This is a genomic window from Acinetobacter sp. WCHA55 (assembly GCF_002165305.2).
GTDB lineage: Bacteria > Pseudomonadota > Gammaproteobacteria > Pseudomonadales > Moraxellaceae > Acinetobacter.
The window spans coordinates 666893-683267 of sequence record NZ_CP032286.1 but is presented as its reverse complement, the minus strand read 5'-3'; the positions used below and the strand labels follow the sequence as shown (position 1 = coordinate 683267).

Sequence of the window (16375 nt, the reverse complement as noted above, 5' to 3'; positions counted from 1 at the left end):
CAACTTACGCTAACGGTTTTTTAAACTGCACGATATCCCAAATTTTAAGTATTTCTCAAAATAGAAATAAAATGTGACACAGTTAAAATGGAACACTTCCATGAATAGCGACCGATTTTCCACTTAAAGGCTGCTGAAAGGCAAGAAAACTGGCATGTAAAGCCATACGTTTTAACGGACTCCGTGTTGGCTCAGGGTGATATAACTTATCCCCTGTAATTGGATGCCCAATATATTGCATATGTACACGTAGCTGATGTGAACGGCCCGTAATCGGGGTCAGTAAAACTCGCGTAATATCGGTTTCAGTGTCATAGCTAAGAGCTTGATAAAGCGTTTTTGCAGGTTTACCCAGTTCAAAGTGTACAATCTGTCGTGGTCGGTTTTCCCAGTCGGTAATCAGTGGTACTTCAACACGGCCTTCAGCATCTAACTGGCCTTGAACTAAAGCAATATAGTGTTTATCTACCGTGCGAGCTTGGAACATTTTACTGACCGCAACTTCGGCATCGCGGTGCTTGGCAAACATTAAAATGCCCGAGGTCGCCATATCTAAACGATGGGTAATTTTGGCATGTGGATACTGCGCTAAAACCCGTAAATAGGCACTATCTTGGTGTTCTGGTAAACGTCCTGGCACAGACAACAAGCCCGCAGGCTTTTCAATTACCACCAAATCATCGTCTTCATAAACGATCACCAAGTCTTCTTGAGGCGGTGTATAAACAAAGTTGTCATTTAGAGCCATGGGAATAACAGCATACAAAAGCGAGCGCGAAAAATAGCAAGCCATGTTTCAGCTGTCAATCACTCACCAATTACAGAAAATAGCCTTAATCCTTGGTATTCATCACCTTATATACAGCCAGTTTTTGAGCAGGGATTAGATTGAAAATTTAAAATAAAATGATGTAAGCGAAACGATAACAGCAGGATTTTTCGATTTTCTCGCGAAATATTAAAATTTATTTTTTCTGATTTAGATTTTATTCGAGTTCAAATTTTTTTGGGTGTCTGGGAAAACATGTTGTTTACTTCAACTATCATAACTTTGTAAGTGATGATCTTATAGCCTATAAACTTTTGATTTATAGCGTCCTAAGCCGAATCAAGACCTTTTGGGTAAGTACTACTCACGCGTTTTGCGCCACTGGTAGCATGCTACTCTTTTCGATCCCGTCACACCCTTGAGATATAATTTAACAATCCAAGGGCGGGATTGTTTCCCGAAGATAAAGTCTTTTTAGCAATTTTTGGAAAAAAATCTTGGCTTTCAGGTTATCTAAAAAATATTTTCCCAAATGCAGCGTATTTATGATTTTTTTCTCACATAAAAGTGCTTTTCTCAGAATTTTATTTCTCTACTGCATCACAGATGAGAAAATCAACTTCCTGCGCAGACCTGCATCAGTTGAATGAGATTCCCGCAGGTATCATCAAAGACTGCAACTTTAACTTTTCCTGCCCGCATCGGTTCACTGGTAAAGCGTACCCCTAAGTTTTTGAGTCGTTCATATTCCGCATCAAGGTCCTCCACTTGAAAAGACGTATAGGGAATGAGATCTGCTTTGATCGCAGCTTTAAACGGCTGTGCTGCAGGATGTGCATCAGGCTCCAGTAGCAGTTCAACTCCCTCGGGACTTTCGGGTGAAACCAAAGTCAGCCAGCGATAATCACCCACTGGTACATCATGTTTGACTTTAAAACCGAGTTTTTCTGTATAAAACTGACAAGCTTTTTCTTGGCTATCGACCATGATGCTGGTGACATATATTTTCATTGTTGTTCCATATTTTTATCAGACTTTTAATGGTTATAGCAGAACTCTAAGCACTCCAATGTTATCAAATCGCAATTTTTTAAAGCCTTTTTCGCAAACAAAAGCGCCGATTTGTCTGGGAACAGTTAAAGCGAATATTTGGATAAATTCGAGGGCAATATCGAAGTTTTGAAATGGAAGAAAATATTTGAATGGACGTGTCTTTTATCGTGTTGTTTTTATCATTTAGTTTCTAGGGATCAGGAGATAACTTCAACGATTAAAACTGGGTAAGTTCTAAACTTTTGCCTATAAATGGATAATCTATAGCGTCCTAAGCTGAATCGAGACCTTGTGGGTAAGTACGACGCTGATCAGATAGATAACGAGTCGCAAACTACTCTTTTCGATTCCTGTGCCCTTAGACGTTATATTAAGCAAATCAGTGCGGGATGAATTTCCTAAGATCAGCTAATCTCAAGCGATAATGAAAAATATTTTCCTAAATAAAACCAAATTTGATAAAAATATTCATCATGACACTCTAATTATCTATTTTCTCGCATAAAAATGCTTCTATTCATTTTTACAACATCATTCCAGAACGCTTAATTTGCCATATAGCCTTGCAACCACGTTGCAATAAACCACCATAAACTGATCGCGGACATGCCACAGAGTAAATTGGCAAGCACCTTTTGCATATTGCCAAGCTGAGACAGATAGATTTTTCGGTTAATCACATACGCAACCACAGCTAAGGCTCCACCGATAGCCCCCCCAATGATCACTAAAAACAAAGGCCAACCTGCCATCAAATGAGCAGCCGTACTCAGCTTAGGTTTCTCTTCAACACTCAAGGCCAGTTCTTTATTTTCCATCTCTTTCCCCCTATACATGATCAAGCAGTTATGTGACTGATGCCTCAGACTCACGTCACTCATAAAAGTGCATTTTTGAAAATATAAGTTAGCAAAAACTAAGCCAAGACTATTCAAAACTCAGAGCGTCGATGTCCTGAATTTTGCTCAAATACATTGGAGCAACATTCACTTTGCTCCATGTTTCTTTGAATTTAGGGTCGCTATCAGAGTCTTTGTTGAGGTTTTCTCTGACGAGCTTCTTCGCGGTGAGAAAATTGATACTGGTTTCGCTGTTCACATAAGGGCCAAAATTATCGGAGCTGTCATAGCCAATCAGGCGCATATCACGCCCCTCTAAACGGAACTGATAGGCCCAATATCCATAGCGGCCATGGGCATAATGTAGTTTTAACAGGCCTTTTTCGATAGAGGGCACCAACTCGGGTGCAAAGTACACACCGCCATCTTCATTTTCTGAAGAAAACAGAAACTGGTTCTGAACGACTTTTTGGTAGTGCTCTTTGGTATTCAACAGCACAATCACACCACGGCGGTTGCGGTCTAGTTTTCCACGGTATTCATCAGTGATCCACTGTTTCGGGTCTGTAGCTTTGACGATTAAAACCACATCTTTTAAGCCATCTTTGTTTAAATCCCCTTGCACGACCTCAAACACCGTATATTTTGCAGGAAGGTAAGCTTGGTATTGGCTGGTGGCTTTTTGTCGCTGAATGTCCTCTGTATTTAAGTTTCCAGCACAGAGATTGGTGGAGATACCCAGCATTGCAGCAAACATTAGAGAAGTGAGAATGAACTGTTTTTTCATAGTTTGGTTAATTTTTTAAATAAAGTAGATAAAAGAACACGCGAATGAATGCTACATTTTTGGCATCTGTGCTGAAGCTTAGCATTTGCCAGAAGTTTATTTATAGAATGTTCTACAATTAAAAACAGATGACTGTGTCAGTGTCATATTTTGATTGCTGCCATTGAAAACTTTCGGCTAAAGTGACGAAAGACCATTCAAATCCGCTACATCATGAAAACCAAAACTACCCTACTATTGATATGCCTTACACTTTCGATCAGTGCATGCAAAGTGTTAAAAACACATATCGTTAAAGTCACCAGCTCAACCGAAGCACAGCCAAACGAAGTATTGTTAAAAACCACCAAAGGCTATGTGTACTTATCGACACAGAACATGACAGAAAAACAAAAGCACATCCTAAAAAATCTGCGTCCTTTTCAGTGCCTAGAAATTAAAACACCTGAACAGTTTGCTATGCAAAACCGAGTAGTTCGATTTTCTGACTTTAAAATTCGTGCTTTAGTCGAAGCTGACCGAGAGTGTCGAAAAATTAAAGTCACGACCCGAATTGAAATTCATTAATCTTGTAATACTTAACAATATAGAACATCCATATCTAACAATGAAAAGCTCTGCATCATTTGCAGAGCTTTTTTGTTTTTGATTAGTTGAAACAACACTTGTCACAACCTTCAACTTTTTCTCTGGGCCAGTTCATTCTTGCCCGTTTATAAGCCAGCTCATAATTGGCAAAATAACCAATCAGAATTTGATCCTCCGAGCTGGGTAAGTCTTCGCAGCCTAAGGACGCATTATGAATATGATGTACACCTTTTTCACTAGGCTGTTCATTTACAATAAATTTTATCATTTACAGCTCCCCCAAATAATTTTTATAAAGTTCAACTACAAACAAAACCATACAAAAAGTATGTATTTATAAAATTAAACGGATAGCGTATGAAAATCAATCATTATTTTAAAGATGAAACTGAGCCCTAAGTCATATCAAGCTAAAAGGACTAACGTCCACATAACCGAAAAATTAGCCACTCTATTTTTAAAATTTAGAGACCCAGCAACGCTATAAGAAAATGCCCGAGACTATAAGGGTGTGCTGATACTTTGTTGTTTTTTGCGTTTAAACCAACGTACGGCCCAGATTGCCAAAATAATGCCTACAATCACCACTAAAACAGGAACCAGTAATGACAGCACGGACAGTAAAACGGCTCCGACCCATTCCACGGTAGACACCAGTGGGTTGGCAACCCCGCCTGTCGTCGCGGTTGAAACCCCTCGAACGGCAACCGTACTCATTTGCACAGCACCTGCTGTACCGCCACCGACAATGATTGCCGCGGCCCAACTGGCAAACTGCGACATTTCCCCACTGCTGACCGCCATAGTGGTGAGTGTTCCTGCGACCATCGCGGCTGGCGTTGCAATGGTGTCTAAAGCATTGTCGACCCATGGTATGTAATAGGCTGCGATTTCACAGACGGTTGCAATGGCTAAGGCAATGCATACCGATGGCATGTTTAACCATTCAAAACCTTGCATGGGTTCAAACCACCCCATGATTGAAGCAAGGCTCATAACCAAGAGTGGGACAAAGACACGAAAGCCACAGGCAGCACTTAAGCCAATGCCGATACAAAGTCCTAATATGGTTTCCATGTGCTTTTCCTGTGTGGCCTAAGTTGGGATGTTTTTATCTTTTTTTATAACTTAGCAAAAAGCCCTATCGGGTGATAGGGCTTTTCTTTAAAACAGTGGGTAACTGTTAAATCTTTGGCTTAGGCATTCTTATTGTTAAATTGATTGCCTTGGCATTTGGTACACGGGGGTAAACGATCTGTACCAATTTCTAAGTAGACGCGGTGTCCGCATTGAACACAAAAATAGAAGCCTGTTCCAGGTTTTTCGCCAGCAGTAACCATTTTTGTTCTCCATATGTTTAGAAAATGGTCTTACTAGTATATGCATTTTATGATGAATGTCTATTGATCATTTCGACAAATGATAATGGCATAATTGCAATAAATAATTTCAAATGGAAATTTTGGCTGCTTTACAGTGTTTTGCTGATCCAGCTCTCCACTTGCAGCCTTTCGACGCATAGAAATTCTTTTTTTCAGCGTCAGAACTCTTCTCATTCCAGTGGTGGTTCATCCACTCTTTTTTCTGCGTAAAAGTCGTCAGACATTTGTGCCAAAACTTTAAATAACTGATCTGCCGTGACAGATTTCCCCCCAAGTATAGCTTCATCACCACGGCAAAAGATTTCGACTTCTTTGCCTTCAAAGCGAAATTCTTTTTGGTAAGCGAATAGCCTGACTGCGGCCAGTCATAAACACTTTTACGGTAGCCATTGGGCTACTCCATCAGTTTTGGTATATATCTTATGATAGGTACTTATTAATTGTTTTTTTAATCAGAAATTTATTCTTATTTACTACATTTTCTTGTAGCAACACTATCCCAATTAGACTGAAAGTAGCAGCTGATTTAAATTTAGAATCAGCTACTATTTCCGGTCTAAATTATTAAAAAGAGATGGCTGTAGATAAAACTCACTTATAACTTAGAGTGACCTTTTTGCTATGACTTTGTCGCAGTTGGGCGAAGGTATAATCTTAACTTTCGGTATTCTCGCACTCAACAATTTCTTCCAAATTAAAGGATTTTTTAATTTCATCATTATCAGATTCAAAAATAGCTATATTGACTCCTCCTGAATGTTTGACACTTGGATACATAATTCCTTGTAATTTGGGTTCAAATACATACCTAAAATATTCTGAAACCACCTGTGTTGGTACATAGTCAATATGCTCTTTGCCATCTTTAGCAACTGGTTTCAATAAATCCTCAATAAACTCATAGAGAAATAAAATTTCCTCTCTAAGATTATGCTGTGAGATATCAAAAATACTAGGAACTGGAGGTAACTCTGTTAAATCTAGAACTTGAATATTATTTAATAATTTTAATTTAGCCAAAGACCAATATTTCTGATCATCAATAACTTCAAATTTTGCTGTATCTGGCATAAAGGCGATATAAAAATAAGGAATACCTGCTGGATTCATACGCCCAGCACCAGCCAATCTTCTTGGTGCAGCACCTATTTCTTCAAACCCAGTAAATTCATGACCTTGCTCATGCGCCCTAACTCTATAAAAATATGAATCTTGTGGAATCTCTCTAATTAAGCCCAATCTATTAGATAAATCACCCAATCGATCTAACATAGAAGTTAAAGGGACCGAGTAAAAATCATCATGTTCTGCCGATTTCTGAGTTAAAAATAGATATCGTGTTTTATATAAAATTTGCTCTTTAAATGTCTGCCACCCATAACTCAAAACATCACTCTCAGGAACTCCAACCCAATCATCATGTACATGTGGAACTAAATATAAATTGGGGTCAGCAGATTCGCACAGATCTTCTATAAATGTAGCATGCCATCCCGGATCAAAATCATTAATTACATCTTGTATATAATCTTGATCAATTAACCAACTACCTTCAACAAAAGGCATCCCTGTATCTTGTGCATCTTTATAAGAGAGAAAGATGCGATCATATATTTTTTGAACTACAAGTTTGTAATCACATGCAATATCCTTATTTCCTCTACTTAAACAATATGAGCATTCTTTCTCAGTCGCATTTGATTTAATTATTTCCGCTAAATAATCATCAGCTATACAATTAGAACATATACTTTTATTAAAAAAATTTAGCGAATATGCATTAACCTCCTCCATACGATCATTAAAACCCATCATCCACCCCAAAATAAAAAAGAGTCCATAAATATGGACTCTTTTCAAATTAAAATCAATTAGATATAAACACAACTCTGTTTCAACAAAAGCGATGTACTAAATGATTCAGTAAATGAATAGAAATTTTGGAAAAATTATCTATTTGGATAAGGATCTTCTTTAGCATCCCCCTTGCCAGTAATAATATTCCAAGCATTTTTATAATGAACTGATTTCGTTCTATTTGGGCAAGGTGGCAGAGATGTTTTAGACTGATTAGAGTATTCATACCCACAATCTGAGCATTCATAAGTTCCAGCAGAAACATCACTTCCATAGGGAACATTTGCTTTTTGTACCATTTTATTAGTATTCCTAAAATTATTACGTTGATATTACGAATATTTTTTAAGTCAAAAGTATTTTTATTCAAATATTTATAACTTTAAAATAGCCCCACTATAGAGATATGGGGCTAATACATAAAATTACAATCATCAATATAAAAAAATTAAGCCACATTCCCCTCTAAAAAGTCCTGCGCAAAACGCTGCAATACACCACCCGCTTCATAAACAGACACTTCTTCTTCAGTATCTAGGCGACAGGTTACAGGCACTTCAACAATTTCACTCTTACCTTCATCCGTCGCACGCTCAATCACTAAAGTTAACGTCGAACGCGGCGCAATATTACCAATCACGCTATACAGTTCAGTACCATCTAAACCTAAAGTTTTACGGTCAGTTCCTGCTTTAAACTCAAGCGGTAACACGCCCATACCCACTAAGTTAGTGCGGTGAATACGCTCAAAACCTTCCGCTACAATCGCTTCAACACCAGCAAGACGGACACCTTTGGCAGCCCAGTCACGGCTAGAGCCCTGACCATAGTCTTTACCTGCAATGATGATCAACGGCTGCTTACGATTCATATAAGTTTCAATCGCTTCCCACATACGCATCACTTCACCTTCAGGCTCAACACGTGCTTTCGAACCTTGCTTGATCGTACCGTCTGAACGAACCACCATTTCATTAAACAATTTTGGATTCGCAAAGGTCGCACGTTGTGCCGTCAAGTGGTCTCCACGGTGCGTTGCATACGAGTTAAAGTCTTCCTCTGGTACACCCATTTTGTGTAGGTATTCACCTGCTGCCGAATCCATCATAATTGCATTCGATGGTGACAAATGATCTGTGGTGATGTTGTCAGGCAAGATGGCAAGCGGACGCATATTTGCCAGTGTACGAGGTGCAGCCAAAGCCCCTTCCCAGTATGGCGGACGACGAATATAAGTACTTTGTGGACGCCAGTCATATAAAGGACTGGCTGCTTTTTCAGTAACACCCAAGTCAAACATTGGAATGTAGACTTTACGGAACTGTTCAGGTTTCACCGCTTCTTTGACCAGCGCATCAATTTCTGCATCTGATGGCCAAATGTCTTTCAGGTAAATTGGGTTACCGTCTTTGTCGTTTCCTAGTGCATCTTTTTCAATGTCAAAGCGGATCGTTCCTGCAATCGCATAAGCTACAACGAGCGGAGGTGATGCCAAGAATGCTTGTTTTGCATAAGGATGGATACGACCATCGAAGTTACGGTTACCCGAAAGTACCGCAGTTGCATACAAGTCACGGTCAATAATTTCTTGTTGTAGTTTAGGGTCTAATGCACCTGACATCCCGTTACAGGTGGTACATGCATACGCCACGATCCCAAAACCTAATTTTTCTAAGTCATCTAATACGCCTGCTTCTTCAAGGTATAACGCAGCCGCTTTAGAACCAGGTGCAAAAGAAGATTTCACCCAAGGTTTACGGGTTAAGCCCAACTCATTGGCTTTACGTGCCAATAAACCCGCAGCAACGGTATTACGTGGGTTTGATGTATTGGTACACGAAGTAATGGCAGCAATAATCACAGCACCATCAGGCATTAAGCCATCGGTACGGTTTTCTACCACACCTGCAATGCCTTTTTCTTTCAAATCTGCGGTAGAAACACGTGCATGTGGGTTTGATGGGCCTGCAATATTACGTGTTACCGTTGAAAGATCGAAACGAAGGACACGTGGGTATTCCGCTTGTTTCATATCCGATGCCCAAAGACCAATTTCTTTGGCATAGGTTTCAACCAGTGCAACTTGTTCTGCTTCACGACCTGTCAGGGTTAAATAATCAATGGTGTTTTGGTCGATATAGAACATGGCCGCCGTTGCGCCATATTCAGGGGTCATATTGGAAATCGTGGCACGATCACCCACTGACATGCTGTCTGCCCCTTCACCAAAGAACTCAAGGTACGCACCGACGACACGTTCTTTACGCAAGAACTCAGTCAATGCTAAAACGATATCTGTTGCAGTAATCCCTGCTTGACGCTGACCCACCAATTCAACACCGATAATGTCAGGTAGGCGCATCCAAGACGCACGTCCGAGCATCACATTTTCAGCTTCGAGTCCTCCGACACCAATCGAAATGACACCGAGCGCATCGGTATGTGGTGTGTGTGAGTCTGTACCGACACAAGTATCTGGGAACGCCACGCCATCACGACTTTGCACCACAGGAGACATTTTCTCCAAGTTGATTTGGTGCATGATGCCATTCCCCGCAGGAATCACATCGACATTTTCAAAAGCAGTCTTGGTCCACTCAATAAAATGGAAACGGTCTTCGTTACGACGGTCTTCTACTGCACGGTTTTTCTCAAACGCCTCTGGATCGAAACCACCGTATTCCACAGCAAGAGAGTGATCGACAATCAACTGAGTCGGTACCACAGGATTCACTTTCGATGGGTCGCCGCCTTGGTCAGCAATCGCATCACGTAAACCTGCAAGGTCAACCAATGCCGTTTGTCCAAGAATGTCATGACACACCACACGTGCAGGATACCAAGGGAAATCGTGATCTTGTTTTGAGAAAATCAGTTCTTTCAGTGACTGCTCCAAAATGGCAGGATCACAACGACGCACTAACTGTTCAGCCAATACTTTTGAGGTGTATGGAAGTTTTGCATAAGCGCCTGGCTGAATCTGTTCAACGGCTTCTCGCACATCAAAGTATTCTAGCTGGGTGCCTTGCAGTGGTTTGCGGTGATTATTGTTCATAGCGTTCCTGCCTTTGGTGTTTCATTTTTCTTCACTGTCTTTACTAGACAATTCATCTTTGTCTGCTAGGCATACTACACTGTCGAAAACCCATTTCCCAAATCGTTTATATTTCATAAGCTTAGGTATAAAAACAGGGGGTTTTGAAATATTTAGTTACATTAACTTTTAAATATTTACTCTAAATATGATTTTTTCTGAAAAATAGCGGAAAATAGCCCTAATTCTTTAGTATTAGATTTTAAGGTAGGCGAGCAATTCATGAGCGATCTAGCTTTCTCCTCTTTCACTTTAATTGGTGTAGATGCACTCAAATTTTTACAAGGTCAAGTAACGGTCAACGTTGAAGCTTTAGCTGAAAATACAACGCAATACACCGCCATTTGTGACTTGAAAGGCCGTATCCACTTTGGTTTGTGGCTAACAAAACGTAATCCTGAGCACTTTGAAATTGTCACCACTCAAGACCAGTCGGAAGAGTTTGCGAAACACATTAAAAAGTTTGGTGCTTTCTCTAAAATGAAACTTGAACCTGTGGGTTCAGTTTTTCCGACCTTTACGCAAGATCGTACCACTTTCTCTGCTGAACCTACCGATATTGCAGCATGGCAAGTGCAAGCCATTACTCATGGTGAAGCGTTTATCGACCAAACCATTGAGCATGTATTTCAACCTCAAGAGCTTCGTTTACACCAACGCGAAGGCGTGCACTATAACAAAGGGTGTTACTTGGGTCAGGAAGTGATTGCGCGTTTATGGTTTAAAGCCAAACCCAAAGCGTGGTTGCATTTAATTCAGGGTACAGGCAGTTCGCCTGCGCAAGCTGAACAGTTGAATAAAGGTATTCAAGTGGTGAACAGCGCTGCAATCGATAGCGGTTATGTCGCATTGGTGGTAGCACGTCCTGAGTCTTTGAGCGAACTGGATGTGACAGTTTTAGACTTACCAGAACACTTAAATGGTGATGTAGCAAGACCAGCTTAAGTCTTTAAATCTTATAATGTTGTGATAAATTAGCCTCTAAAACTCATTCTTGGTTTTTGGGGGCTTTTTTTAAACTTAAAGTGATGAGGTATCTTTCTTCCTCACATAGTAAATCACACCGCCCTTATCATCTGAAAAATAAAATGAATTTGCATCTATACGGTAAATATCCGCAGGTCGACCATACACATTTTTACCTACTAAAAAACCATCCATAAATATCTGTAATTTTTGCCCTTTACGCATAATCACAATTTTGTAGCCATGACCAATTGTGGCATCCGTAGAACCATGCAACGCCACTAAAAAAGAATTTTTGATGACCTCATCTGTGTCTGGATGGTCAAAATAATCAAAACCAAGTGCAGATGAATGTGAGGGGAAATAGGCATAGGGAGCTGGCACATTTTTACAGCCTGAGCCACGTTTGAATTTTGGATCTGCAAAAATTTGACCATTGGACGAATAGCAAGATGGCCAACCATAATCTGCATCACGCTTGAGTGCATAAAAAGTTTCATCAGGTTTATGTTTACCTAAATGGTCCGCACCTTGATTGGTACCAAATAAAAATTTACCCACCCATCTCAAACCCACTGCATTTCGTAAACCTGTGGCAAAAACCTTTTGTTCCGAACCATCGGGATTCATTTCTAAAACAGTTGCTCTGACTTTTTCTTTCTCGACACAAGCATTACAACTCGAACCCACGGAAACATAAATTTTTCCGTTCCCACCTACGGCTATAGTTCGTGTTAGATGCCAGCCCCCATATTTATAACTTAAGCCATAATCAGGAAACGTCGCTAAAACTTCAGCTTTGGCCGTGGGTTTTATTTCACCTTGAGTAAATTTCTGTCGGGTGAGCTGATGCGTTTCAGCTAAATACAACCAATCCTGTCCTTGAGAATCGGTATAAAACTGGACTGAATTTGGATTTTTTAACCCCGTCATATAAGGAATAATTTTGCCGAATTTTCCCGTTTCAGCACTCCATTCATCCAAAATATAAACGATGCCTTTTTGATTGTCAGTCAAATCGTGCATATCCGTTACAAACATTCTACCGTCAGGTGCTTTGCTAAAAAAACGAACGCGTTTTAAACCTTCAGCCGCAGGAATGATTTCGTAATTTGCGGGGAGATTTAGAGAAAAACCCTTCCCATTTTTCAAGTTGATTTGATGAGGAACAAGATTGGGCTGCCCTGCTAAAACTGCCATTGAACTAATTAAGCATATGAATAAGATTGAGAATATTTTTATCATTTTAGATCGGTCTCGATTTATCTTATGAAAAGTAAGCTTCTTTTTTATATCTTAGATTAGCATTTGAAGTGCAACACCATGTTGTTGCCATAATACCTGACTCGGACTTTTAAAGCTGAGTCTTTTTCTTGGGCGATGATTTAAACGTTGAGTGATTTCTGAGATATATTCATCCGTATAGGCATTTAAATTACTGCCTTTTTTAATGTATTGTCTGATTAAACCATTTGTATTTTCATTCGTGCCTCGTTGCCAAGCGCTATAAGGATCAGCAAAATACCAGTCTAGTTCTAATTCTTGAGCAACATACTTATGCAGACTGAACTCCTTACCATTATCTGCGGTAATAGTCTTTAGCTGATCTTTGATTGGCTTAAGAAGGCTGATGGTTGTTTGGCAAATTTCCTCTGCCTTGCGTGAGCTACACTTTTTCAGCCATAAATAACCTGTCTTCCGATCCACAATAGAGACCAATGATTGCTGATGGTTCTTACCAACAATCGTATCTATTTCCAGATCACCAAAGCGATTCCGCCGCTCAATCTCGATAGGTCTGTCATGAATGCTTTTACGATTACTCAGCTGACCACGGGTTTCAGGAGAGCCGTATTTCCTCTTTCTTTGATTTCTGAAACGTAGGTGATGAAAGAGTGTACCGCCATTGTTTTTATCCTGTCGTATAAAGCGATAAATTGAATGCAAACTGACTGGAACATGAGAAGCAATCTGTTCAGGACTCCATTGAAGATCAAGATAAGAGATGACATGTGCCCACATTTCACAAGGGATTCTTTTAGGATTAGGACAATGTCGTCTTCGAGCTACTTTATTGGCATGTTTAGCGAAATAGCCATTTCTAGCTCGATTACGTTTGATTTCTCTAGAAATGGTTGAAGGTGAACGATTCAGTCTCCAAGCGATATAACGTTTAGAAAAACCTTCACGTAACAATGTATAAATCTGATATCGTTCTTCTTGGGTAAGATGAGTATAGTTCATGATGCAACTTTGACTTTGGTCGGTCGGAAGCAAAATGCTAGCTCATCTTGCTTCTTTCCAATAATTTAATCTCTGTTGCACTTCATTTGAGAATCTAAGTATAATAAAACTTGAATGATGAGCATAGCGTCAAATGCTTTTGCTAGAAAATCGTATAGGCTCTTCATATACAAACTATTATTTTATATTATCTTTTAACCTAACCACTGCAAACGTTTTTACAGTGGATTAAGGCCTTCATTGTCATTATATGGCTACAAACAGAACATAAAAAATATTGCTTTAGAACTGTATAGCAAGCATCGGTAGTTGAATAAAAGACTCATCCAAGGACTGAAAGCAATTGAAAGCCTTATTTAATAATTCACTCATTTCAATGAATCTTAAAAATCAAAAATCATGAAACAATTTATTCATGTCTTTGCAGAGATAGTCTTTAAATGAAAAGTCTCGTGCATGTTTAGCATCAAATTTTGCGGTCACACCGTCTTTTTCAAAGATATACACGCGGTCATCTTTGCTCACTAAAAACTCACCACCCAATTTCATCAATAAGGCATCAATTTTTTCGCCATCTGGAATCGACTCATCGGCCAAAACTTTTAAATAATTTCGCTTAATTGACTTAATAAACATGCTGAACTCACTACTCATTTTCAGCGCTATTTAAACAGAATCTAAGCCATAAACCTAATGAAAAAGCGAAGCCGATCAGCTACAAATACCCATAACACGTTTGAATCCTTCCCACCTCAGAGCACGCGGTTTGTATTGGAAAAATATATACCGATCAACACAATCAACGGAAATTTGTAAGACCAAGACACAATTCAGATATTTACATTCACACAATTCAACTTATGATGTGAAATGACTAAAAACAAATACGCACATAGATGGACTTATGTGTACGAAAAAGGTTGATACAGCATGAAGAAAATCGTACTTGCAAGCTTAATTGCTCTTTCTAGCCAGTTTGCACTTGCAGCCACCACCCAAGATACGACCAACCCCGAATTTGCCAAAATTGAAGAAATGGTCAAAGCCAACAATATGACAGGGGCATATCAAGCTTTAGAAAAACTGGCGAAATCTGGCAACCCACAAGCCATGTATAACTTGGCGTATTTGACGCAAACAGGCCAAGGCACGGCGAAAAATGAGAAGAAAGCCATTCAACTCTACCAAGATGCGGCAAACAAAGGCTACCCTGTTGCACACTATGTGCTTGCGAAAAACTATGTCACTGGCACTTTAGGCTTACCGCAAGATATCAACAAAGCCAAACAACACTTTGAAGCTGCATCTAAACTCGGCTTTGATGACGCAACCGTTGAATATGCTGTGCTGTTATTTTCTGAAAATAAACCAGAGTCTGAAAAGTTAGCCCTTAAGAAACTTGAGCCTTTGGTGAAAAAAGGCAACTATCAAGCTATTCATGCACAAGCCTTGTACGACATCAGCACAGGTTTTAAAAACAAACAAGAAGCGCCGATTCAAAAAGGCCTCGACAGCATTCAAGACTTAGCTAAAAAAGGTTACATTCCAGCCCTAATGGCCGTGGGCAATATGTTTGCCAATGGCAATATTATTCCGCAGAACCTACCAGAGGCGAAGAAAATTTTTACTGCCTTAGCCAAAGAAAATGTGCCGCAGGCTAAAGAGTCATTAGCGCAGGTTGAAACTATGATGGCGAATCAAGCCAAGTCCCCTGCAACAGCAGCAGTCAAAAAATAAACCTCTTCTTCAAAAAATACTCTCCTTGGAGAGTATTTTTTTACCACCAAATACCAATCAAGACGCTGACCACCATAAAGCTCAACAGCGTGCTAATCATCAGTGGAGTGAGTGCTTTTTCATTCAAACCATACACTTGCCCAAAAATACCAAATAGAGATGGCATCGGTAAGGCTGCAATCAAGGTCCCTGCATAAATCATCTTTTGGTCCAATGCAGTCAAATAGGTCAGTCCTAAATAGACCAAGAGTGGCATACAAATATTTTTAGACACCACCAGATAAACCGTTTGCAGGTTAAAAGACTGAATAGTGAGACCGACCATTCCACCACCAATAATAAACAAGGCTAAAGGCGAGGCAGTCTGACCTAACATTGCAAACACTTGGTCGATTAAATGCGGAATTTTAATTTCAAACATCGCACAGCTCATGCCGATTATCACCGACAAGAACAATGGGTTTTTAAATAACGTAAGAAATGTAGTCTTTAAAATGGAAGCAACATTGGCTTGCCTTTGTCGGCCTATTTCAGCCAAAGTGAGCATCAATGGAACCAAAAATACACTTTCAATGATCACCACCAATGAAATATAAATCATCGCTTCACTCCCCATCAGCAACGTCAAAATAGCGGCTCCCAATAAGCCTGTATTGGACATAGATGCACCCAGTGAGAAGACTGAAGCGTGGGTAAAGTGATTATTAAAAAGCTTTTGACCGAGAATAAAAGCCGAAATGAATAAACCAAAAGTCACAACTGCATAAACAAAGAAATAGGACGGATACCAAATTTCATGCAGGTCCTTTGATGCCAAGGCGTGCAGCAATAAAGCAGGTAACGCAATTTTGATGACAAAAGCACTGATTGCAGTCATTTGCTCTTTAGCAAGCAATTGAATTTTGACTGAAATAAAGCCAAGAAAGAGCAGGAAAAATACTGGAAAAATTACCGAGAAAATCATTCAAGTTATTCCTTTTCCAGATGATGTAAGTAAAGATCTATCCTAGGATACACCTTTACTCAGTTGAAATATTTTAAAGCACCAATAGGAGAAGC

Annotated in this window: 17 protein-coding genes and 1 pseudogene; 3 read left to right on the top strand and 15 right to left on the bottom strand. The window is 39.6% G+C overall.

The features are described 5' to 3' along the window. Positions 1 to 82: 82 nt before the first annotated feature. From CDG62_RS06100 to CDG62_RS06085, 4 genes are all read right to left on the bottom strand, one after another. Entirely contained in the window at positions 83 to 748 is a 666-nt protein-coding gene (locus tag CDG62_RS06100) for an RluA family pseudouridine synthase (RefSeq protein WP_087528764.1), read from the bottom strand. Positions 749 to 1384: 636 nt separating this feature from the next. Next, positions 1385 to 1780 carry a VOC family protein gene (locus tag CDG62_RS06095; RefSeq protein WP_087528752.1) on the bottom strand — a complete coding sequence of 132 codons (396 nt, stop codon included), beginning with the start codon at positions 1778 to 1780 and terminating at the stop codon, positions 1385 to 1387. A 587-nt stretch (positions 1781 to 2367) separates the two neighbouring features. Continuing rightward, positions 2368 to 2640: a hypothetical protein gene (locus CDG62_RS06090; RefSeq protein ID WP_087528753.1), complete on the bottom strand. Its 273-nt coding sequence runs from the start codon at positions 2638 to 2640 to the stop codon at positions 2368 to 2370. A gap of 109 nt (positions 2641 to 2749) precedes the next feature. Further along, complete coding sequence (locus tag CDG62_RS06085; protein WP_171405705.1) at positions 2750 to 3448, bottom strand: hypothetical protein; 699 nt, start codon at positions 3446 to 3448, stop codon at positions 2750 to 2752. Between the two features lie 213 nt (positions 3449 to 3661). Here CDG62_RS06085 and CDG62_RS06080 point away from each other — a divergent pair, with 213 nt between their 5' ends. After that, positions 3662 to 4015, top strand: coding sequence for a hypothetical protein (locus tag CDG62_RS06080; RefSeq protein ID WP_087528754.1), 354 nt, complete (start codon positions 3662 to 3664; stop codon positions 4013 to 4015). An 82-nt stretch (positions 4016 to 4097) separates the two neighbouring features. Here the strand turns inward: CDG62_RS06080 and CDG62_RS06075 are convergent, their stop codons facing one another. From CDG62_RS06075 to acnD, 7 genes and pseudogenes are all read right to left on the bottom strand, one after another. Beyond that, entirely contained in the window at positions 4098 to 4304 is a 207-nt protein-coding gene (locus tag CDG62_RS06075) for a hypothetical protein (protein WP_087528755.1), read from the bottom strand. A gap of 233 nt (positions 4305 to 4537) precedes the next feature. Then, complete coding sequence (locus CDG62_RS06070; protein ID WP_087528756.1) at positions 4538 to 5113, bottom strand: DUF4126 domain-containing protein; 576 nt, start codon at positions 5111 to 5113, stop codon at positions 4538 to 4540. Positions 5114 to 5232: 119 nt separating this feature from the next. Next, entirely contained in the window at positions 5233 to 5376 is a 144-nt protein-coding gene (locus CDG62_RS19445; protein ID WP_004695201.1) for a zinc ribbon-containing protein, read from the bottom strand. A 212-nt stretch (positions 5377 to 5588) separates the two neighbouring features. After that, a pseudogene (locus CDG62_RS19820) lies at positions 5589 to 5808 on the bottom strand (antitoxin). A gap of 264 nt (positions 5809 to 6072) precedes the next feature. After that, positions 6073 to 7230, bottom strand: coding sequence for an RES domain-containing protein (locus tag CDG62_RS06055; RefSeq protein ID WP_087528757.1), 1158 nt, complete (start codon positions 7228 to 7230; stop codon positions 6073 to 6075). A gap of 137 nt (positions 7231 to 7367) precedes the next feature. Further along, positions 7368 to 7574: a hypothetical protein gene (locus CDG62_RS06050; RefSeq protein ID WP_087528758.1), complete on the bottom strand. Its 207-nt coding sequence runs from the start codon at positions 7572 to 7574 to the stop codon at positions 7368 to 7370. Positions 7575 to 7723: 149 nt separating this feature from the next. Next, complete coding sequence (gene acnD, locus CDG62_RS06045; RefSeq protein WP_087528759.1) at positions 7724 to 10330, bottom strand: Fe/S-dependent 2-methylisocitrate dehydratase AcnD; 2607 nt, start codon at positions 10328 to 10330, stop codon at positions 7724 to 7726. A gap of 261 nt (positions 10331 to 10591) precedes the next feature. Here acnD and CDG62_RS06040 point away from each other — a divergent pair, with 261 nt between their 5' ends. Next, entirely contained in the window at positions 10592 to 11314 is a 723-nt protein-coding gene (locus tag CDG62_RS06040) for a YgfZ/GcvT domain-containing protein (protein WP_087528760.1), read from the top strand. Between the two features lie 75 nt (positions 11315 to 11389). Here CDG62_RS06040 and CDG62_RS06035 read toward each other — a convergent pair whose 3' ends face one another. The 3 genes from CDG62_RS06035 to CDG62_RS06025 form a co-directional block, all read right to left on the bottom strand. Then, entirely contained in the window at positions 11390 to 12580 is a 1191-nt protein-coding gene (locus tag CDG62_RS06035; RefSeq protein ID WP_087528761.1) for a PQQ-dependent sugar dehydrogenase, read from the bottom strand. Positions 12581 to 12631: 51 nt separating this feature from the next. After that, the gene (locus tag CDG62_RS06030) at positions 12632 to 13579 is read right to left on the bottom strand and encodes an IS30 family transposase (protein ID WP_119496091.1); all 948 of its coding nucleotides are present in this window, start codon (positions 13577 to 13579) and stop codon (positions 12632 to 12634) included. Positions 13580 to 13969: 390 nt separating this feature from the next. Beyond that, on the bottom strand, positions 13970 to 14215 hold the full coding sequence (locus CDG62_RS06025; protein WP_004695190.1) for a hypothetical protein: 246 nt from the start codon (positions 14213 to 14215) through the stop codon (positions 13970 to 13972). A gap of 294 nt (positions 14216 to 14509) precedes the next feature. Here CDG62_RS06025 and CDG62_RS06020 point away from each other — a divergent pair, with 294 nt between their 5' ends. After that, positions 14510 to 15316 carry a tetratricopeptide repeat protein gene (locus tag CDG62_RS06020; RefSeq protein ID WP_087528284.1) on the top strand — a complete coding sequence of 269 codons (807 nt, stop codon included), beginning with the start codon at positions 14510 to 14512 and terminating at the stop codon, positions 15314 to 15316. Between the two features lie 40 nt (positions 15317 to 15356). Here the strand turns inward: CDG62_RS06020 and CDG62_RS06015 are convergent, their stop codons facing one another. Beyond that, positions 15357 to 16280: an AEC family transporter gene (locus CDG62_RS06015; protein WP_087528283.1), complete on the bottom strand. Its 924-nt coding sequence runs from the start codon at positions 16278 to 16280 to the stop codon at positions 15357 to 15359. Between the last annotated feature and the right edge of the window lie 95 nt (positions 16281 to 16375).